Below are 20937 nucleotides of genomic sequence, written 5' to 3'. Positions count from 1 at the left end.
CACGCGCCGGGAGGGCAACCGCCTCAAGCGCTATGCCCACCTGTCGACCGGCAACTACAACCCCAAGACGGCCCGCCTGTACACCGATGTGGGCTACCTCACCAGCAATGCCGAGGTCACCGCCGACGTCGACATGGTGTTCCAGCAGCTCTCCAGCCTCACGCACCAGAAATCCACCAAGCAGCTGTTGCTGGCCCCGTTCAGCATGCAGACGCAGATGGTGCGCACCATCAAGCGGGTGGCCGATGCCGCTGCAGCCGGGCAGCCTGCGCGCATCGTGCTCAAGCTCAATTCCCTGACGGACGAGCCCTTGATCGCGGCCTTGCTGGAAGCGGGGCAGGCGGGCGTGTCGATCGACCTGATCGTGCGTGGTGCCTGCATCCTGCCGCCGGGTGTGCCCGGTTTGTCGGACAACATCCGGGTGCGCTCCATCGTGGGCCGCATGCTGGAGCACACCCGCGTGCTGTACTTCCGCTGGGGTGAGTCTGACAAGGATGAAGTCCTCTACCTGTCGAGTGCAGACTGGATGAACCGCAACATGACGCGCCGCATCGAGGCCGCCTGGCCGGTTCGGGATGTGACCCTGCGTCAGCGGGTGATCGACGAGTGCCTGGTGCCGTATCTGCTGGATGTTCGTGATGCCTGGATCCAGCATGGCAATGGCCGCTATGAGCGTGTCTCGCAAGAGGGTGTCAGTGCGCAGCAGGCCCTGATGGCGCGCCACCAGGCGCAGCCCTGATCGTTGCGGAGCTGTCATCAAGCTGTCCCGGGGGTGGTCCATAGTGTGCGCGCATGATCTGGTGTCGCACTTGACCTGAGAGGAGTTCGCGATGGATCTGATCCTTTGGCGCCACGCGCAGGCGCATGCCTTGCCGCTGGACGATGAGCAGCAGGCCCGTGTGGCGGCAGGCGAGGACCTCACCGTGCACATCGACCTGGCGCAGGATCTGGCCCGCACTCTCACGCCCAAAGGCGAGCGGCAGGCCGAGCGCATGGCCCAGTGGCTCAACCAGCGCCTGCCCGACACCACGCGCGTGCTCGTCAGCCCGGCGCAGCGGACCCAGCAGACCGCCATGGCATTGGGGCGCTCCTACAAGACCGTGCCATCGATGGACCCGCAGGCCAGCGTGGATGATCTGCTGGCCGCAGCCCGTTGGCCCCGCAACAAGGATCCCGTCCTGATCGTCGGGCATCAGCCTGCCTTGGGGCTGCTGGCGGCGCGCTTGCTGACCGGGCAGGATCTGGCCTGGTCGGTGCGCAAGGGGGCCGTGTGGTGGTTGCGCAGCCGCGAGCGTGATGGCGAAACCAGCGTCACGCTGCATGCCGTGCAGTCGCCTGATTTCCTCTAGGCAAGGGCCAGGCCACCGCCTGCTTTACAACTCTTGACCAGCGATGGTGCAGCGGGCGGGCGATCTGCCCGGATCCCCTGGATAATGGCGGTCATGAGCCTGTCGTCCGTTGCTGCTTCCCCTGTCTCGCCTGCCGCCACGCCACCAGACCTGGCGAATGCCCATTTCCGGCATCCGGTGCGCGTTTACTGGGAAGACACCGATGCGGGCGGCATCGTTTTCTACGGCAATTACCTGAAGTTCATGGAGCGCGCCCGCACCGAGTGGCTGTCCTCCCTGGGTTTCGAGCAGGAAGACATGCGCCAGTCGGGCGAAGGCATGTTTGTCGTGGCCGACACGCAGATGCGCTTCCTCAAACCCGCCCGCCTGGATGATCGCCTGACCGTGACGGTGACCGTCAGCGAGGTCGGGCGCTCCAGCGTGGCCTTTCAGCAAGATGTCTGGCGTGGCGAAACCCTGCTCACGCAAGGCCGGGTGCGCATAGGCTGGGTGCAGTCCAAGGCCGGGCAGGACAGCCTCAGGCCTGGCCGCATCCCCGAGCGCATCCTGGCCGTTTTGCCCACACCGATTCAAGCCTCCGGAGGTTGACCTTTCATGAACCAAGACTTGTCCATCATTGCCCTGGTGTTGCATGCCAGCGCCGTGGTGCAGATCGTGCTGGCGCTGTTGCTGCTGGTGTCCGTGGCCAGCTGGAGCGTGATCTTCAGCAAGCTGATCGGCCTCAAGCGGGTGCGGGAAGACAACGACGAGTTCGACCGCGAGTTCTGGGCCGGGCGCACGCTGCAGGAGCTGTTTCAGGATGCCCAGCGTGGCGATGGCCCGCCTTCGCCGCAGGAGCGCATCTTTGCGGCCGGCATGCGCGAGTTCATGAAGCTGCGCGAGCGCCGCATCACCGATGTACCCAGCCTGCTGGACGGCGCCCGCCGCGCCATGCGCGCCAGTTTTCAGCGCGAGATGGATGTCATCGAAGCGCGGCTTGATTTCCTGGGTTCGGTGGGCTCGGTGTCTCCCTACATCGGCCTGTTCGGGACCGTGTGGGGGATCATGCACGCGTTCACGGGCTTGTCCAACATGCAGCAGGTGACCCTGGCCACGGTGGCACCCGGCATCGCCGAAGCCCTGGTGGCCACCGCCATCGGCCTGTTTGCCGCCATTCCCGCCGTGCTGGCCTACAACCGCCTGGCGCGTGACATCGACCGCATCGCCATCCAGATGGAGTCCTTCATGGAAGAGTTCTCCAACATCCTGGCCCGCAGCGCCGCGCCCGCCAGCCCGCCTTCGGCGGTGGACGCCGGGCGCACCCAGCCTCAGCAGGGGCGCTGACCGTGGCCGAGCTCAATGCCCGCGGTGGCGGCCGACGCCGGCGCACGCGCAACGAGATCAACATGGTCCCGTTCATTGACGTGATGCTGGTGCTGCTGATCATCTTCATGGTCAGCGCGCCGCTGTTGCCCACCGGCGTGGTGGACCTGCCCAGCATCGGCAAGGCGCGCAAGGCGCCCGAGAAGGTGATCGAGGTCGTGCTGGAAGACGATGACCACGTGAAGCTGCGCGTCAACCGCAAGGACGCAGGCGAGATGCTGGTCAAGGATCTGGCAGAGCGCATCAAGCCCATGCAGGACGAAGCTGCCGGTGGCCCCGAAGCCGTGCCGGTGATCATCAGCGCCCGCAAGGACGTGCGCTACGAAGCCGTCGTGCACGTGATGGATGTGCTGCAAAAGGCCGGCGTGGCCCGTGTGGGCCTGTCGGTGCGCACCACCGGAGGTTGATGCCTTGAACGCCGACGCCGTCAGCCAGGGCTCCGGCCCCGTTCTCCGCCCCCGCTCTGCGGATGGCTGGGGCCTGGGCGGCGCACTGGCCCTGGGCGTTCACCTGATGCTGGTCGCGGCGCTGGCCTTGGGCGTGCGCTGGAAGATGACCACGCCTGAGACGGTGGAAGCCGAAGTCTGGGCAGAGATCCCACGTGCGGCCGCGCCCGAGGCGCCGCCACCTCCACCCCCTGTGGACGTGCCACCCAAGGTGGAGACACCGCCCGTGGAGCCACCACCCGAGCCGGTCAAGGCAGCGGAGCCCGAGCCACCTGCGCCCGAGCCCATTCCCGATGTGGTGGTCGAGCGCAAGCCCAAGAAAGAGCCCAGGAAGCGCAAGCAGCAGGAGCCTCGCGAGGTCTTCATCACGGATGAACCGGTCAAGCCTGTCAAGAAGCCTGAGAAGACACCGCCCAGGAAGGCCGAACCTGCCAAGCCCGAGCCTGCCACCAAGCCGGTGAACTCGAAAACGACGAGCCGCACGGACAGCCCGGGCAAGCCCGGCTCGCAGCAGAACGCGGCGCTCAAGGGCATGATGGACCAACTGGCGGCCACGCTGGGGGCATCGGCGCGATCGGCTGGCCCCAGCGCTGCCTACGCCGGGCGCATCGTGGCGCGCGTCAAGCCCAACATCATCTTCACCGAGAGCATCAGCGGCGACCCGCGTGCCGTGGTGGAAGTGCATTGCTCGCCGGACGGCCGCATCATCGCGCGCAAGCTCATCGAACCCTCCGGCGTGCCTTCATGGGATGACGCCGTGATACGCGCCATCGACAAGACCGAAGTGCTGCCCAAGAACGAGCAGGGCGAGGTGCCGATCTCGATGCAGCTGGTCTTCCGCTACAAGGACTTCTGAGCGGCGTCTCGCTCGTGCAGGTTGTTTACTCAGCGTCCGTCGTGATGCGCCACAGCCAGCCTTGCATCACCGCCGTGGTCAGCCAGGCGCTGAAGTCAAAGCCGGCGGGCGCCTGAGTCAACAAGCTACCCAGGGACGCGTGCGCACCATCGTGTCGGCTGGCGTCTTGCAGCATCTGCATCCACTGGCCATCCTCGGCCGAGATTTCGCTCATCTGCAACTGCCACGGTGAACGCCACACGACCGTGGCACGCAGGCCCTGAACCGCCTGCAAGGCCGTTTCAGCCGCAGCCGCCTGCGCCGCTTCCGGCAACTGATGCGCCGCCCACAAGGCAGCCAGCGGCCATGGCGATGTGATCACCTGCACGCAGGGTTGGAGGTGCAGGCGCAGGGCGCGAGGCGCGCTGTCGCCCAGTCTGTGCAGGCTGCCGTGATCCTGTCGGGCGTCTGCGGCACGCTCGCACAGGTGGCGTGCCCAGTCGAGCCGGGCGCAGTCGGCCAGCCAGGGCCAGTCTGCCAGCTCCGCCCGCGCGCCGATGAGCGCGGGCAGGTCGCCACCCCATTGCCCCAGGTCACCGCTGGAGGGGGGCGATTGCTGCCACAGCAGCACAGACAGCATGCCCAGCGCTTCTTCGCCGAGCATGGCGGCCACGGTGGGGAAGTGCGCCAGCAAGACCCGCTGCGCGGTCGCCCGTGCATTGACCTGGTAGGCGCGCAGGCCCGCCGCATCGGTCTGCAGCCGCGCCGCGTGGATCGCAGGCCAGCCTTGCTGCAGTGCGGCCAGAACAGCCTGTTGCCGGGCCCGCTCCTGGTCGATGTTCATTCGTCGAAGTCCATGTCCGGCTCGCCGCGTGATTGGGCGATCACCTCGGCGGCCAGCCGCGCCTCGTCCAGCAAGACGGCCAGCGGGGGCAGGTCCACATCCCATTCGATCAGAGTGGGGACCTCACCCAGGTGGTTGAGCGCCATGTCATACGCGTCCCAGACGGCCGGGCTGATGCGCTGGCTGTGGTCGTCGATGACCAGTTGATCGGGCTGTGCAGGCCAGCGGAAGCCCGCCAGGTGAATCTGCCCGACCATGCCGGGTGGCAGCGACCAGACGAAATCCAGCGCCTCGGCACGGGCCTGGTGCGTCGCCCGCTCGCGGTCAGGCTCGTTGCCTGGCGAATCCTGCCAGTGCAGGCGTCTGGCCCGGTTCAGGCCGTTGACGACCAGGTTGTTCAGATCCAGCAGCAACTGACAGCCCGCGCGTTGGCAGGTCTGGATCAGAAACTCGATTTCGGGGATCTGATCGTCCTCGTAAGCCATGTAGGCCGAGAGGTTCTCGATCAGGATGGGGCGACGCAGGCGATCCTGGACCCGCTGGATGTTGGCGACCAGCGCATCTTGCGATGCGGGCGTGAACGCCAGCGGCAGCAGGTCGCTGGCATGCACCGCACCCGGCGACGTGGGGCCCGCGGGCTGGACGCGCGCAAAGCTGGCGTGATCCGACACCCGAACCGGGTCGATCTGTTCGACCAGCCTGGCCAACCGATCCAGGTGGGCCTCGTCCAGCCCCGATGCCGAGCCCAGAGACAGCCCCACACCGTGCAGGCTGATGGGGTAGTGCGCCCGAACTTCCAGCAAGGCCTGGATGGCGCTGCCGCCTTCGGCGAAGAAGTTCTCGGAGTGCACCTCGACGAAGCCGAGGGCCGGGCGCTGGGTCAACAAGGCCTGGGCATGAGGCTGCCGCAGGCCGATGCCGATCAGGGAGGAGGGCGGGCGGGGCATCTGCGCGAGGGGCCGACCAGGGAAAGACCAGGTGGCCCGGTTTACTTGGTACCGGCCTTGGCCAGGGCAGCCTTGGCCTGCTCGGCATTCATGCCACCCAGCTTGGCGCAACTACCCTTGGCCACCAGTTTCCATTCGGCGGGGGCGTTGTCGGTTTTGGCCTCGCCGGCGCAGGAGTGCGTGCCCGACAGGTTGGCGCAGTGGTTCTGGCCTGCCTTGGCGATGCCGTAGCACTTTTCCTTGTCCTTCGGGGCGGCTTCGTCGTGAGCCTGGGCCGTGGCGGCGCCAAGGGCCAGCACGGAAGCGAGTGCGGAAGACAGCAGTTGACGTTGGTTCATGTTCAATTCCGGTGAATCAGTTTCAAGGATACGCGAGCAAGCCTCGCCTGGTGTCTGTCGTGCAGCACCTCGAAATCTGACACTTCCCCTTCAAAAAATCCGGTTTCAGGCAGCCGACCAGGCTGACGATGTGCGCAAACAGCGGTATTTCTGCCGTTTTTGTTCCCATCATGATGCGGTCAGTTTCATAGCATGGCAATCAACCCGGGGTGTCAGTGTCTCATCCTGGATGCAAGGATCGACATGTCTGATTACCCTGATCACGCCGCCCGAAGTGACGCGGGTCCACCCGCTCCCGCGAAAGTCGATGACTTTCAGGATGCCGGCTTTGGCGACACCGTGACCGACGACCTGGTCAGCGGGGCCTTCCGCTGGCCCACGCCGCCTTTCGCAACCTATCCGGTGGCGTCGGCGCAGCAGGATTCCGAGCCCTGTCAGATCGTCGGCCTCAATGGTCGGGTGATGCAAGGCCGCCTCAACTTCTTCGTGCCGACCGAACGGGTGGCGCACATTCAGGTGCCACCGGCTCGCACGACGATGCCGCTGCGCTTCAACCAGTTCCGCACCATCTTGCTCACCCGGCCTATCGAACCCACGGCTGTGAGCCAGGAAGTGGCCCAGCACGACGGTGGGGTGCTCACCGAGCGCCCGGTCACAGACTACCGCGTCCACCTGGTGGCGGGCGGCACCCTGGAGGGTGACACGATCGGCCATGTCGAAAACGAGTTCGGCCTGTTCCTGTTCCCGCCGGTCGACGAGAAAGGCTCGGTCAACCGGCTGTTCGTGCCCTCCGACATCATTGCCGGAGTCGAGATCGGCCCCTTGATCGGCCAGGCCCTGATCGACGCGCAGGCGGTGACGCCCGACGATGTGGACCAGGCCATGGAGGTGCAGCACAACCTGCGCAACCAGAAGCTGGGGGACATCCTGCTGACGCAGAAGGTGGTGTCGCCGGAGCAACTGATCGATGCCATCGAGCGCCAGAGCCACATGCCCATGGTGCGCATCGGCGAGGCGCTGATCGCGCTGGGCCTGATTTCCGAGGAGCAGCTTCAGATCGCCCTCAAGCAGCAGCAGCACGATCGCACGGTGCCCCTGGGCGAGCTGCTCGTGCGCCTGGGCATGGTCTCCAGGCAGGATCTGCTCAGTGCGCTGGCACGCAAGATGGGCTACCCCCTGGTGGATCTGGACAAGTTCCCCGCCGATCCCGATGCGCTGAACAAGGTGCCGTTCAATGTGGCCGCACGTCTGCTGGTGGCACCGCTGTTGCTGCACGAGGCCACCCTCATCGTCGCGGTGGAGGACCCCAGCAAGCGCACCGTGCTGTCCGAGCTGGAGTTCGTCACCCAGTGCAAGATCGTGCCCGTGCTGGCCAATCAGAGCCAGCTGGAGTGGTCGATCCGGGATGCCTATGCCCGGTTGGGTGCGGATGTCACCTCGGTGATGTTCACGAGTTTTGCCGAGCCAGCCGAGCTGGAGCTGGAGACGGTGGACTCCGGCAAGCTCGTCGAGGACCTGGAAAAGGAAGGGCTGGAGAACAAGTCCTACCAGGAGGAAGACCGTCCCATCGAGCAGAGCGACAACTCGCTGGTACGCCTGATCAACACCATGATCGTGGAGGCCTACACCCAGGGCGTGTCGGACATCCATATCGAAAGCTATCCGGGGCGCGACAAGATCAAGATCCGCTTCCGCAAGGACGGTGGCCTGGTGCCCTACCTGGAGTTGCCGCACAACTACCGCAGCGCCATGATCGCCCGCATCAAGATCATGTGCGATCTGGACATTTCCGAGCGTCGCAAGCCGCAGGACGGCAAGATCAACTTTGCGCGTTTTGTGCCGCAATACCGGCTTGAACTGCGCGTGGCCACCATCCCCACCAACAACGGGCTGGAAGACGTGGTCATGCGGATTCTGAGTTCGGCTCGCCCCCTGCCTCTGGACAAGATCGGCCTGAGCGAAACCAACCTGGGTCGCCTGAAAACGGCCCTGGAACGCCCCTACGGCATGATCCTGTGTGTGGGGCCGACCGGTTCCGGCAAGACGACCACCCTGCATTCGGCGTTGAGCTTCATCAACGTGCCCGAGCGCAAGATCTGGACGGCGGAAGACCCGGTGGAAATCACCCAACCCGGCTTGCGGCAGGTGCAGATCAATCCCAAGATCGACTGGACCTTTGCCAAGGCGCTGCGGGCCTTCCTGCGCGCCGATCCGGACGTCATCATGGTGGGCGAAATCCGTGACCATGAAACAGCCGACATGGGCGTCGAGGCCTCGCTGACGGGGCACCTGGTGCTCTCCACGCTGCACACCAACAGTGCGCCAGAAACGGTCACCCGTTTGCTGGACATGGGCATGGACCCGTTCAACTTTGCCGATGCCTTGCTGGTCGTGCTGGCACAGCGCCTGGTGCGCCGACTGTGCAGCGCGTGCAAGGTGTCCGAGCCGGCCTCGCAGGCCTATATCGACGACCTGATCAAGGAATACATGTTCGTGTTCCCTGAGCATACCGAGCACATCAGCCCCGAGGCGGTGCAGGCCGACTGGCAGCAGCGTCTGGGCCGCGACGGTGTGCTCATGTCCCACACTGCCAAAGGGTGTCCGCAATGCAACAACACGGGCTACAAGGGGCGTGCCGGCCTGCATGAGCTCTTGTCGGTCAGCCGTGAGATCCGCCGCATGATCCAGACCGGTGCGAACGCAGAAGCCTTGCTCAATCAATCGCTGAAAGAGGGCATGCGCACCTTGCGACAAGACGGCATAGAGAAAGTCCTCTCCGGCATAACGAGCATGGAAGAGGTGCGTGCCAGTAGCAATATTTAGTGCCTGCAGGGTTTGAATCTGATGAAAGCGTGCCTTGTTGTGTGCATGCTGCACGCAGGACTCAAAAAAGGTGCAAGATAGACAACAACGAAGTCATTGATCTGAGCCAGTTTCCGGGGTGTTATCTCGGCTTGCAAGAACAGTGATTTCCTCGATCTTTGGTGTGAAGGCGATGCTTGTGTGGTCGCGCCGAGTTCACCAGGTGGTTACGGCGCAGATCACGAGGCATCGATGGCGTAAGTCGATGGTTCGGAGGTCTGTATGGACGTGATCAGCAGCTTCGCAGCTCGTTACGAGCGCACCCGCGAAGAAGAATTCACCCTCGAGGAATACCTCGAGATCTGCAAGAAAGACAAGTCGGCCTACGCCACCGCTGCAGAGCGCATGCTCCAGGCGATTGGCGAGCCGCAAATGATCGACACGCGCAATGACCCGCGCCTGTCTCGGATCTTCACCAACAAGGTGATCAAGATCTACCCCGCTTTCGAAGAGTTCTATGGCATGGAAGATGCCATCGAGCAGGTCGTCAGCTACTTCCGCCATGCCGCGCAAGGCCTGGAAGAAAAGAAGCAGATTCTGTATCTGCTGGGCCCTGTCGGCGGCGGCAAGTCCTCGATTGCCGAGCGGCTCAAGCTGCTGGCCGAGAAGGTGCCCTTCTATGCCATCAAGGGCTCGCCCGTCAACGAGTCACCCCTGGGATTGTTCGACCCGACGGAAGATGGCCCTATCCTCGAAAAGGAATACGGCATTCCCCGCCGTTACCTGCAGCGCATCCTGAGCCCATGGGCCGTGAAGCGCCTGGAGGAGTTCGGCGGTGACATCCGCAAGTTCAAGGTCGTCAAGCGCTACCCCAGCATCCTCAAGCAGGTGGGCATCGCCAAGACCGAGCCAGGCGACGAAAACAACCAGGACATCAGCGCCCTGGTCGGCAAGGTCGACATCCGCAAGCTCGAAACCTACGCCCAGGATGACCCGGACGCCTACAGCTATTCAGGTGGCCTGTGCCTGGCCAACCAGGGCCTGCTGGAATTCGTGGAAATGTTCAAGGCGCCCATCAAGGTGCTGCACCCTCTGCTGACTGCCACGCAGGAAGGTAACTTCAAGGGCACGGAAGGTTTCGGTGCGATTCCCTTCGACGGTGTCGTGCTGGCTCACTCGAACGAAAGCGAGTGGAAGGCCTTCCGCAACAACAAGAACAACGAGGCCTTCCTTGACCGGATCTACATCGTCAAGGTGCCTTATTGCCTGCGTGTGTCGGAAGAAATCAAGATCTACGAAAAGCTGGTTCGCACCTCTTCGCTGGCCGCCGCGCCTTGTGCGCCTGGCACGCTGAAGATGATGAGCCAGTTCGCCATCCTGACCCGCCTGAAGGAGCCCGAAAACTCCAGCATCTATTCCAAGATGCAGGTGTATGACGGCGAGAACCTGAAGGACACCGACCCCAAGGCCAAGTCCATCCAGGAGTACCGCGACTACGCCGGTGTGGACGAGGGCATGAGCGGCATATCCACGCGTTTTGCCTTCAAGATCATCTCCAAGGTGTTCAACTTCGACAGCCAGGAAGTGGCCGCCAACCCGGTGCACCTGATGTATGTGCTGGAGCAGCAGATCGAGCGCGAGCAGTTCCCGGCCGAGCTGGAGCAGAAGTACATCTCCTACATCAAGGAGTCGCTGGCACCGCGTTACGCGGAGTTCATCGGCAAGGAGATCCAGACGGCCTATCTGGAAAGCTATTCCGAGTACGGCCAGAACATCTTCGATCGCTACGTGACCTATGCGGATTACTGGATCCAGGATCAGGAATACCGCGATACGGACACCGGTGAAATCTTCGATCGTGGTGCGCTGAACGCCGAGCTGGAAAAGATCGAGAAGCCGGCCGGCATTGCCAACCCGAAGGACTTCCGCAACGAGATCGTCAACTTCGTACTGCGCGCGCGTGCCAACAACGGCGGCAAGAACCCACTGTGGACCAGCTACGAAAAGCTGCGCACCGTGATCGAGAAGAAGATGTTCAGCAACACCGAAGAGTTGTTGCCCGTCATCAGCTTCAACGCCAAGGCCAGCGCCGACGAGGTCAAGAAGCACGAGGACTTTGTCAACCGCATGGTCCAGAAGGGCTACACGGCCAAGCAAGTTCGCTTGCTGTGCGAGTGGTATCTGCGAGTGCGTAAATCCTCCTGATGGCCCACCCCCGAGCGCCCTTGGCGCTCCCCCTCCAGGGGGCGCCGCCAGCGGCCCGGCGAAGCCGGTTCCGCGGCGGCTGCCTGGTTGATATACGGAAGCACGCATGACTAGGCAACACATCATCGACAGACGGCTGGCCGGCAAGAACAAGTCGATCGGCAACCGTGAGCGTTTCCTGCGTCGATACAAGGACCAAGTGCGTGAGGCAGTGCAGCGCGCCATCAATGGCCGCAGCATCCGCGACATCGAAAAGGGCGAGGACATCGCCATCCCCAAGCGAGACCTGTCCGAGCCCGTGTTTCATCACGGCGATGGCGGCACACGCGAGGTGGTGCATCCGGGCAACCGCGAGTACGTCAAGGGCGACCGGATCGAGAAGCCGCAAGGCGGGCAAGGGCAGGGCAGTGGTTCCGGCCAGGCCAGCGATTCCGGCGAGGGTGAGGACGACTTTGTCTTCAGCCTGAGCAAGGAAGAGTTCATGCAGGTCTTTTTCGAAGACCTGGCGCTGCCCAACCTGGTGCGAACCGCCCTGGCCGAGGTGCCCGAGTGGAAGAGCCACCGCGCTGGCTTCAGCAGCGACGGCACACCCAACAATCTGCACGTGGTGCGCTCCATGCGTGGCGCACTGGGGCGGCGTATTGCGCTGGGTGCATCGTCACGCCGCGAGATCAAGGAACTGGAAGAGCGCCTGGCCGAACTGCGCGCGCAGCCCGTCACGGGTGACGATGCCCTGATCCGCAAGCGCGCCGCCGAAATCGAAGAGATCGAGGCCCAGCTGGCACATCTTTATGGCCGCATGAAGGGCATCCCCTTCCTGGATCCGATCGACCTGCGTTTCCGCAGCCGCGTCAAGGTGCCGGTGCCCACCACCAAGGCCGTGATGTTCTGCGTGATGGACGTGTCCGGCTCGATGGACGAGCAGCGCAAGGAGTTGTCCAAGCGATTCTTCATCCTGCTGTACCTGTTCCTGACCCGGCACTACGACAAGATCGAGCTGGTCTTCATCCGCCACCATACGCAGGCTCAGGAAGTGACGGAAGACGAGTTCTTCCACGCGACCGAAACCGGCGGCACCGTGGTGTCCAGCGCCCTGGTGTTGCTCGACGAGATCATCCAGGCCCGCTACCCCACCAGCGAGTGGAACCTGTACGTGGCCCAGGCCTCCGACGGTGACAACTGGCACCACGACTCCAGCCGTTGCCGCGAGATCATCGAGCAGAAGATCCTGCCGCTGGTGCGTTACTACGCTTATGTGCAGGTGGCGCAGACCGAGCAGAACCTGTGGGACGAGTATCTGGCGCTCAGCGAGATGCACAAGCACTTTGCCATGCGCAAGGTGCTGGATCCCTCGCAGATCTACCCGGTGTTCCGCGAGCTGTTCAAGAAGGAAGGGGTGGACGCATGAGTGCACAACAAGCCTATGGCGTACAAGGCCATCAGTTGCCCGGGCCTTCAGACTGGTCCTTCGATCTGATCGAGCAGTACCACGATGTGATCCGCGCGACGGCCGAAAGCTTCAAGCTCGATACCTATCCCAATCAGCTTGAGATCATCACGGCCGAGCAGATGATGGACGCCTATGCCAGCGTGGGCATGCCGGTGAACTACCGGCACTGGTCCTACGGCAAGGAGTTCATCGCCACGGAGAAGAACTACCGCCGTGGCTTCATGGGCCTGGCCTATGAAATCGTCATCAATTCGAACCCCTGCATCAGCTATCTGATGGAAGAAAACACCATGGCCATGCAGGCCCTGGTGATCGCGCACGCGGCCTATGGCCACAACAGCTTCTTCAAGGGCAACTATCTGTTCCGCATGTGGACGGATGCGGGCTCCATCATCGACTATCTGGTGTACGCCAAGAACTATGTGGCGCGCTGCGAAGAGCGCCATGGCGTGGACGCGGTGGAAGAGTTGCTGGACTCCTGCCATGCCCTGATGAATCATGGGGTGGACCGCTATCGCCGTCCGGGCAAGCTGTCTCTTGACAAGGAACTGGCTCGCCGTGAGGAGCGCGAAGCCTATCTGCAGCAACAGGTCAATGACCTGTGGCGCACCTTGCCACGCAGGGTTGACCGGCCCGAAGAGGAAGCGGTTCGCCGTTTTCCTGCCGAGCCGCAGGAGAACCTGCTGTACTTCATCGAGAAGCACGCCCCGCTGCTGGAACCCTGGCAGCGCGAGATCGTGCGCATTGTGCGCAAGGTGGCGCAGTACTTCTATCCACAGCGCCAGACCCAGGTCATGAACGAAGGCTGGGCCACGTTCTGGCACTACACCTTGCTCAACACCATGTATGACGAAGGTTATCTGACCGACGGCATCATGATCGAGTGGTTGCAGTCGCATACCAATGTGGTGTTCCAGCCGCCGGTGGGGCACCGTGCCTACAGCGGTCTGAATCCGTATGCATTGGGCTTTGCCATGTACACGGATCTCAAGCGCATCTGTGAAAAGCCCACGCCCGAGGACCGCCTGTGGTTCCCTGACTTTGCCGGCTCTGCAGAAGGTGCGGATCCGAAGGACCGTGCCTGGCTCAAGACGCTTGATTACGCGATGCGCAACTTCAAGGACGAGAGCTTCATCGGTCAGTTCATGTCGCCCAAGATCATGCGCGACTTCCGCCTGTTTGCCATCCGCGATGACGAACAGGAAAGCGAATACGAGGTCTCGGCCATCCACGACGAAGGCGGCTATCGCCAGTTGCGCGAGATGCTGTCACGCCAGTATGACCTGGGCTCGCGCGAGCCCAACATCCAGGTCTGGAGCGTGAACCTGCGAGGTGACCGCTCCCTGACCTTGCGCCACACGCAGCACAACGACCGCCCCCTGCACGACAGCACGCGCGAAGTGCTCAAGCATGTGGCGCGACTGTGGGGCTTCCCTGTTCACATGGAAAGCGTCAACGGTGTGGGAGACATCCGCCAGCAGTGGACGGTGGTGCCGGCATCCATGGAGTGAGTTGGCAGGGCCTGGTGAGGCCCGCACACTCATGCTCGATAGCCATCTGTCACGGTGCGCAACCACAGCGTGGCCTGTGTGCCTTCACCGGCCACGCTGCTCAATGACACCTCGCCCCCCATCAGCGTCATGATCTCCTTGACCAGCGACATGCCCAGGCCGGTGCCCGGGATGTTGCACGAGGGGTCGGCGCGGTAGAAGCGTTCACACACGCGGGCCAGTTGCTCGGGCGTCATGCCGATGCCGTGATCGGTGACGCGAATGCCCAGTTGCGGCTGCCCCATGTGGCTGCGCGCGAGCACATCCAGCCGTATGTCTCCGCCTGCAGGCGAGTACTTGTAGGCATTGGATAGCAGGTTGGTGAGGGCACGGATCAGCTTGTCTTCATCCGCGAAAACGCGAGGCAGGCTGGTGGGCACGTGCATGTGCACCGGGCGCGTGTCACCTTGAATCAGCAAGGCATTGACGGCCTGATCCACGACAGTGGCGACGTCCAGAGGACGAATGTGGAAGTCCTTGCCCGCTCGGGACTCGATGCGGGCCAGGTCCAGCAGTTCCGTCACCATGTTGACCAGCAATTTGGACTGTCGGTGGATGGTTTCATAGATGTCGCGCCGCTTCTCTTCACTGAAAGGGCGCTTGAGCAACAGCTCGGAGAAACCATGCACGCTGACCATGGGGGTACGCAGTTCATGCGCCGCCGTGGACAGGAACTCGCTCTTCATGCGGTCCACTTCCATCTCTCGGGTGATATCGCGCAGGTAGACGGCTCGTCCGATGTAGGTGCCATGGCTGTCGTACATGTCGCGCACGGCGCGTTGCAGCACAGCCGGTTTGGGCACGATGAGCTGAAGGCGGTCGCCGTTGTCGTCGCGCGCAATGTCGCCGATCGGCGCTGGGCGGTCCTGAGGCGCACAGAGGCTGGCCAGGATCTCGTCGAACTGTGTCTCGCTCACGCCGTCGAGGCGCTCTCTGGTCAGGCCGGTCATGGCGTAGAAAGCCGGGTTGCCGTAAGAACGTATGCCTTCGGTGTTGAACACCACAAAGCCGTCAGGAGAGAGCTTGAACAGGCAGTCGAACTCGGTCATGAACTGGCGGACGCGCAATTCGTCTCGGCACCGATCGATGAACTGAGACAACTGTGCACAGAGACCTTCCAGCATGTCGAGCGACTCCGGATCGAGCGCCTGCATGCAAGGTGCCACGAACTCGAGCAGGTAGGTGACACGCGCACCTGACCGGATAGGGATCACCAGTGATGAACTCAGTCCCTCCTTGATGGCCTGCTTGCCGCGGCCAGGGTCGAGCTGCTCCGTCATGACTGGAAAGAAAGCGCGCTGCCCCTGCTCCCAGACCTGGCCCAGCAGGGACTCACCCTTTTGCCAGGTGGTTCGTTGTGATGCTGCCAGGAAGCCTGCGTATCGCAAGGCGTTGCCTGACCAATGGTGCGCGCAGATCATGTTCACATCGCCCACCCATCTTTGCGTCTTGACCTCCCAGGCGAGGCCGACAGGCCAGCCTATGAAATGGGCCATGCGCGCCAGCAGTTGCGGAATGAGCGCGTCGATGTCCTTGGCCTGAGACAACAGTTGAATGGCCTCGTGGTGAAACGAAAGGCGTGATTGGTCCCTGCGCAATGCGGTGACGTCACGTTGAATGGCCATGAACCACTTGATCTGGCCATCGTTGTCGCGCAAGGGTTTGCCAGCAATATGTGCCCAGTAGTTGGTGCCGTCCTTGCGTCGATTCAGGATGTCGGTTTCGAAGGGCAAGCCTTGTTCGCGCTGTTCGCGAATGTAGGCAATGGTGGCTGGGTCCGTCGCTCTGGTCTGCAGGAGCTCGCCGGGTTTGCGACCCTTGAAATCCGCCAGTGTGTAGCCGGTCAGGCTCTCGAAGGCCGGGTTGATCCAGTTGACCCGTCCTTGCCTGTCGGTGACGATGAGCGCGTTGTCCGAGCTGCGGGCCGCCATGCTGACCATTCGGCAAACCTCAACCTCGGCGGTCAAGTCTTGCACCTGCGCCAACAGCGTCTGGACATCGGGTTGCGTGGCCTCCGATTTCATCCCGCCTCCTGGGAAGATGAGGGAAGGTTCCCCACGCATGATTCTAGGCAGCGGGTATCGTGCTACCTGTTCATGCCGGGCAAAAGCGCCATTTGCTCACGGCATGGGCCCACTTCAAACGGGTAGATGCAGGACCTTCTGAATGCCTTTGAGCAGGATGTCGTCCTTGTGGGGCTTGACGATCCAGGCCACCACACCGAACTCCTTGGCTCGGGCCTTGAGTTCGGGGCTGGTCTGGGTGGTCAGCATGAAGATGGGTGTGTGGTAACCCTGTTCCTTGATGTGGCTGCACATGGTCAAGCCGTCCATGCCAGGCATGTTGAGATCGGAGATGACCAGATCGATGGCGTATTTGGCCATCATCTCCAGGCCTTGTTCGCCGTTTTCCGCTTCGACCACCTCGTAGCCGTTGGGAATCAACAGGTCCTTGAGTGTGTCGCGCATGGTCTTGGCGTCATCGATGACGAGAATCCTGGGCATGGTTCACTCTCCTTCGGCCGATTCAATGCACACCTGGTTCTTGCCGTTGTGCTTGGCCACATACAGGTATTTGTCAGAGCGTTGCAAGAGCGTCTCCAGTGTGTCGGACTTGTGGCAGTAGGCCACGCCGCAGCTGGTCGTGACGTTCAGCGTCTTGCCGTCACCGATGTCGATGGGTGTCGACGCCAGTTTGGCACGGATGCGTTCTGCGACGATGGCACCGCCTTGTTCGTTCGTGTTGTTGCAGGGCAGGGCCAGGACGAATTCCTCACCACCAAAGCGCACGCAGACATCCGTGTCTCGCGTACAGGCGCGGATGATGTTGCCGAAAGCACGGATCACCCGGTCGCCGGCATCGTGGCCATAGGTATCGTTGACACTCTTGAAGCTGTCCAGGTCGAACATCACGATGGCCAGTTCATGCAGGCTGCCGCGCTTGGCCGACGCAATCAGGCGGCTCACGCTGTCGTTCATGAACAGGCGCGTGTACAGGCCTGACAAAGGATCGCGGATGGCGCAGTCGTACAGGGCCTGGGCCTGCTTGCCCAACATGTCGGCTTTTTCAATCTGCCGTTGAGCCAGGTAGCTGGCCGTGATGTCTTCCAGGATGACCATGTAGCGGTCAACCGTGTTGTTCTTGGCGATGGGCTGGAAGCGCGGCTTGATCCATTTGTCGGAGTAGGCCGCCCCCTCGATCTTCAATTGACCGATGCGACCCAGAGACGCCTCGCGTGCGGTGAAGTGCGGCATGAACTTGCCGGCGCAGTCTTCGAGAATGTCGAAGGCCTGCTGGATTTCGTTGTGCATGTCCGGGTTGTGCCGGTTCAAGGCGTCTTGCAGGCGCGTGCCGACCAGTTGGTGCTTGTTGAGCAGCACGTGGCAGTACTCCGACAACACTTCGGTGATGGTGCCTGCGCTGTCCACCACCATCAGCCCCAGCGGGATGCTGGAGAAGATGCTCATCAGTTTGAGCTCGGACTGGTACAGCACCGACAGGTCGTCACCGACCAGCGAAATGACCTGGCCTTCCGCATTGCTGATGTGGCCCAATCTGAACACGCGCCAGAAGAAGGGCTTGGCTGGTTGATCAGGGCTGGTGCCCGCGATTTCCAGCTTGATGCGGACGCTGGACTCCTTGGTGGCCTTGTCGCGCAGGTGTTGCAGGTGGTGCAGCAGGATGTCGGCGTTTTCACTCGTGAAGTAAGACGTGAAATCCAGGTGCAGTGCGCCTTCCATGGTGCAGCCGACCAGATCGCAGAAGGCCTGGTTGGCGCGGATGACGCGGTTGTTCTCATTGAGCATGACGAACACGCTCGGGATGTTGTCCAGGATCTGCTCGTTGTACTCGCAGGCGCTCTCCAGCATGGAGAGCACACGGTGCGAGGCGATGAGTTCGTTGTGGTTGTTCATAGGAAGTCCAGCTCGCCTTCCTCTGCCACTTCGTCCGTGGCCTTGATGTTGGAAAAGTCGTCCTTGCCCATGATCTCGACGAAGCAGCTGCAGTAGATGGTCTCGAACGGGCCATCAAGGCGCCAGAAGTCGCCGAACTTGGTGATGGCGCCAGACTTGGCTTGATAGTCGGCGTAGATCTCGTAGATGCCACGGGTACACAAAGGCACGCTCATGCCCAGCGCGATCTGGTGCGCATCGAAGATGCGGCAAACCCGACCGCCCATCTGGTTGCTGAGCTCCTTCATGAAGTCGATCAGCTGTTTGTCGCTGAGGTCGTCGGCGGCTGCACCACAAGCTTGCCGGTAGGCTCGGATCTGCTCGGGGTTGAAGTGCACCTTGAAGACGATGCGCAGTTCGTTGCAGGTGAGCAGCACCATGGCGATGTAGCGCGTCAGGACTTGTCCCAGCTTGTGATCGGGTGGCGAGGCGACCAGTTGTACCGGTTGCCCGTTGAAGTACTGGCTGGCCTGGATGACGGACGCATTGCGCAGCAGTTCACGCAGGTTGTCCACATTGGCCTGTGTCGCGGCTTGTGCATCCATGAATCAGCCTCGCTCGTTGAAGCAGCGGTAGCAAGGGAGCATGCTCGTACCCTTTCAGCGCATGGGCGGCCTTGCGCAGGCCGTGCGTTGGCGTCAACGGTGTGACAACCATTTGTCCGTTTAACGGCATTTCGCCAAGTGGCCTTGAGCGCCAAGGGCGCATCGCCTCAGCGGACGACCGCCGTTCGTGACAAAGTGCCGATCTCAGTCGTCCAGATCCTGAAGCATGCTGTCAACGGCGCGCTGCATCAGGCTGCGGTCTTCCAGATTGGTGGCCAGCCCTTCGGCTCTCAGTCGCTCCAGTGCGCGTCGGGTCAGAGAATGCATGCCACCGGCACGTTCGCTGGTGAACATGAAGAACTGGCGGTTCGAGCTGGTCCACAGCAGGTGGGCCGTCGTCCAGTGGCCCTGCAGGAACAGCTTGCACCACATGCCCTTGTGGAGGGATTCCGCCCACTCCGCGGGCGTCTGAGGCGCGCTGGTCTGCCTTGCATGCGGCAGGTCCTCGCCATAGGCCATGGGTACCGTGGGCAAGGAGCCCAGATTGGTGTCGACCAGTTGTGCCTGCCTGGCAGAGCGCGCTTTGGCACGATGCGCGCTGTTCATTTCTTCGCGCATCTGGGCCACCAGCTCTGCCGGGGTGGGCTCGGCCTGAGGTTTGTCAGGCTTGGGCGTCGCGACCAGGTGATGCCCATGGATGCGCATCAGTTCATCGAGAATGGCTTCTTGCTGTGCCATCGGCCAGGCGATGTGCGCCATGCCTCGCTTGAGTCTGTTGATCAGGTCCGGCAGGGCCTGTCGCAAGGCTTCGCGTTCCTGCAGGTTTCGGGGCCTTTGCAGGCTGTGCAGCAAATCGTCGACACAGGCCATCATCGCCTGGATCTCGTCTTCAGAGCTGGCTTCGGATGCCATCAGGTTCGTGAGGACGTCGACCCAGGGGCCCAGCAGGAAATCCTGGATGCTCGTCTTGATCCTGGTTCCGCCAATTTGCTGTTCGACTTGCTGGCGCAGGACGGGGCGCAGGGACAGCCGCAGGTCGGCTTCCTGCATGTGGGCAATGGCCTTGGGGGCAGCCTGGATCTGTTGCCGGGCTTGCTCGTCGATGAAGCCCTGCATCTCGGTCAGCGTGGCTTCGAGTTGTGCCATGGTCGGGCCCGGTGGTGGAACCAGCTGCTGGATACGACCTTGGGCGAATTGCAGGAAGGCTGACAACTCTGCGTGGTTGGCGTCGTCGTAGCCCGATGCGTAAGAGGCCAGCTGATTGATCAGGCGCCAGGCGGGGTGCTGGTCGGATCGCAGCACTTGAGGATCCTGGCTGGCCACACGCATCACGGCGGGTTGCAGCTGGTCGATCATGTGGCGCACGGCAGGTTGCACTTCGAGATCCTGGTGCATTTGCGCAAACAGCCTGCTCAGGAGGTGGCCGACCTGTTCTTCCGTGTAGGTGCGAGGCTTTGCTGTCTGACGGTAGGTGGGCTGACTGTCGATCAGTGTCTGAAAGGTCAGCGCATTGGCGTCGCCTGCGTTGGGGGTGGGTACGCCGGATGCACCGGGGCGCTGCTGCAATGACGCTGGCAGCTTGTCCAGCAAGGACTCGAGCGCTCCGGGTTGGGTGACGTTGACGCTGGATTGAGGTGGTGTGCGCCTGGGTGTGACCGGTGCCTGGTAGGCCATTGGTCTGAGGCCTTGTTGCCGCAAGCGCTCGCAGGCTTGCGCGTAGAACTGTTTCAGTTGCTCGGCCAAGACCTTGCCACTCATGCGCAGCAGGAAGTTGCGCTCGTTGGCTGACAAGGGCAGTTCCCGGGCGGCGGCACTCAATGCCTTGCCGTAAACCGCCGGCCTGAAGGGGTTGTCCTGAGGCTTCAGCCTGGTGCCCCCTTGCAGGGTGGAGGTGAAGGCCTGCAACTCGCGAAGCTCCCACTCGGCGGTCAGGTCAATCAGCTGCACCGTTCTTGATACTTCAATTTCCTGCTCGGCCTGGTCTTCGTCGACCAGGGTGAGTTCGTCCAGGTTGAGCACGGCGTCCAGGCGCTGTCCGCCGTTGCCAGCCTGGCTTTGCCCCTCGATGGCCTGTTGAATGTGCCGCGTCAGGGCGTTTTGAAACGCGACGCGATGGGTCTGTACGGCTTCCGCCACCTGGAACAGCAGGCTGCGGTCTGTGGCGAGCATCGTGTCTGCGCCGGATGCGCGCATGGCTGCCTGTGTGTGGTCCACGATCAGGCCTGCCAGCTCGGGTGAGCGCCCAAGCAGGTAATCGACATGCTGCTGATAGGGAGACGGGTCTGCCATGGGGGCATGGTAGTTGGGGCCA

Annotated in this window: 17 protein-coding genes and 1 pseudogene; 10 read left to right on the top strand and 8 right to left on the bottom strand. The window is 62.5% G+C overall.

Features of this window, described 5'->3' with window-relative positions:
* The 6 genes and pseudogenes from VFW93_RS00330 to VFW93_RS00305 form a co-directional block, all read left to right on the top strand.
* Positions 1-739, top strand: a pseudogene (locus tag VFW93_RS00330) (polyphosphate kinase 1); the annotation flags it as partial.
* A gap of 91 nt (positions 740-830) precedes the next feature.
* Positions 831-1349 carry a SixA phosphatase family protein gene (locus VFW93_RS00325; protein WP_329692000.1) on the top strand — a complete coding sequence of 173 codons (519 nt, stop codon included), beginning with the start codon at positions 831-833 and terminating at the stop codon, positions 1347-1349.
* 93 nt (positions 1350-1442) lie between these two features.
* The gene (ybgC, locus tag VFW93_RS00320) at positions 1443-1937 is read left to right on the top strand and encodes a tol-pal system-associated acyl-CoA thioesterase (RefSeq protein ID WP_329691999.1); all 495 of its coding nucleotides are present in this window, start codon (positions 1443-1445) and stop codon (positions 1935-1937) included.
* A gap of 6 nt (positions 1938-1943) precedes the next feature.
* Positions 1944-2672 carry a protein TolQ gene (gene tolQ / locus VFW93_RS00315; RefSeq protein ID WP_329691998.1) on the top strand — a complete coding sequence of 243 codons (729 nt, stop codon included), beginning with the start codon at positions 1944-1946 and terminating at the stop codon, positions 2670-2672.
* Between the two features lie 62 nt (positions 2673-2734).
* On the top strand, positions 2735-3118 hold the full coding sequence (locus VFW93_RS00310; RefSeq protein ID WP_414639541.1) for a biopolymer transporter ExbD: 384 nt from the start codon (positions 2735-2737) through the stop codon (positions 3116-3118).
* A 4-nt stretch (positions 3119-3122) separates the two neighbouring features.
* A complete protein-coding gene (locus VFW93_RS00305; protein ID WP_329691996.1) occupies positions 3123-4013 on the top strand; it encodes an energy transducer TonB in 891 nt (296 codons plus the stop codon).
* Between the two features lie 25 nt (positions 4014-4038).
* Here the strand turns inward: VFW93_RS00305 and VFW93_RS00300 are convergent, their stop codons facing one another.
* From VFW93_RS00300 to VFW93_RS00290, 3 genes are read right to left on the bottom strand one after another with little or no spacing between them, the layout of a single operon-like run.
* The gene (locus tag VFW93_RS00300) at positions 4039-4836 is read right to left on the bottom strand and encodes a putative DNA-binding domain-containing protein (RefSeq protein WP_329691995.1); all 798 of its coding nucleotides are present in this window, start codon (positions 4834-4836) and stop codon (positions 4039-4041) included.
* Positions 4833-5783: a DUF692 domain-containing protein gene (locus tag VFW93_RS00295; RefSeq protein WP_329691994.1), complete on the bottom strand. Its 951-nt coding sequence runs from the start codon at positions 5781-5783 to the stop codon at positions 4833-4835. The genes VFW93_RS00300 and VFW93_RS00295 overlap by 4 nt, the downstream gene beginning before the upstream one ends.
* 41 nt (positions 5784-5824) lie before the next feature.
* Entirely contained in the window at positions 5825-6121 is a 297-nt protein-coding gene (locus tag VFW93_RS00290) for a DUF2282 domain-containing protein (RefSeq protein WP_329691993.1), read from the bottom strand.
* Between the two features lie 243 nt (positions 6122-6364).
* Between VFW93_RS00290 and VFW93_RS00285 the strand changes: the two genes are divergently transcribed.
* From VFW93_RS00285 to VFW93_RS00270, 4 genes are all read left to right on the top strand, one after another.
* A complete protein-coding gene (locus tag VFW93_RS00285) occupies positions 6365-8944 on the top strand; it encodes a GspE/PulE family protein (protein WP_329691992.1) in 2580 nt (859 codons plus the stop codon).
* A 261-nt stretch (positions 8945-9205) separates the two neighbouring features.
* Complete coding sequence (locus VFW93_RS00280) at positions 9206-11128, top strand: PrkA family serine protein kinase (RefSeq protein WP_329691991.1); 1923 nt, start codon at positions 9206-9208, stop codon at positions 11126-11128.
* 106 nt (positions 11129-11234) lie between these two features.
* The gene (locus VFW93_RS00275; protein ID WP_329691990.1) at positions 11235-12536 is read left to right on the top strand and encodes a YeaH/YhbH family protein; all 1302 of its coding nucleotides are present in this window, start codon (positions 11235-11237) and stop codon (positions 12534-12536) included.
* Complete coding sequence (locus VFW93_RS00270) at positions 12533-14089, top strand: SpoVR family protein (RefSeq protein WP_329691989.1); 1557 nt, start codon at positions 12533-12535, stop codon at positions 14087-14089. Before VFW93_RS00275 ends, VFW93_RS00270 begins: the two co-directional genes overlap by 4 nt.
* 29 nt (positions 14090-14118) lie before the next feature.
* Here the strand turns inward: VFW93_RS00270 and VFW93_RS00265 are convergent, their stop codons facing one another.
* The 5 genes from VFW93_RS00265 to VFW93_RS00245 form a co-directional block, all read right to left on the bottom strand.
* On the bottom strand, positions 14119-16152 hold the full coding sequence (locus tag VFW93_RS00265) for an ATP-binding protein (protein WP_329691988.1): 2034 nt from the start codon (positions 16150-16152) through the stop codon (positions 14119-14121).
* A gap of 114 nt (positions 16153-16266) precedes the next feature.
* Positions 16267-16632 (bottom strand): response regulator, encoded by a 366-nt coding sequence (locus tag VFW93_RS00260; protein ID WP_329691987.1) that lies wholly within the window; start codon positions 16630-16632, stop codon positions 16267-16269.
* 3 nt (positions 16633-16635) lie between these two features.
* Complete coding sequence (locus VFW93_RS00255; RefSeq protein ID WP_329691986.1) at positions 16636-18042, bottom strand: sensor domain-containing diguanylate cyclase; 1407 nt, start codon at positions 18040-18042, stop codon at positions 16636-16638.
* Positions 18039-18626, bottom strand: coding sequence for a hypothetical protein (locus VFW93_RS00250; RefSeq protein ID WP_329691985.1), 588 nt, complete (start codon positions 18624-18626; stop codon positions 18039-18041). Before VFW93_RS00250 ends, VFW93_RS00255 begins: the two co-directional genes overlap by 4 nt.
* A 204-nt stretch (positions 18627-18830) precedes the next feature.
* Positions 18831-20915, bottom strand: a complete 2085-nt coding sequence (locus tag VFW93_RS00245; RefSeq protein WP_329691984.1) for a DUF1631 family protein — start codon at positions 20913-20915, stop codon at positions 18831-18833.
* Positions 20916-20937: the final 22 nt, after the last annotated feature.

The organism is Aquabacterium sp. (genome assembly GCF_036279675.1).
Lineage (GTDB): Bacteria > Pseudomonadota > Gammaproteobacteria > Burkholderiales > Burkholderiaceae_C > Aquabacterium.
This window is presented reverse-complemented; position numbering and strand designations above follow the sequence as displayed.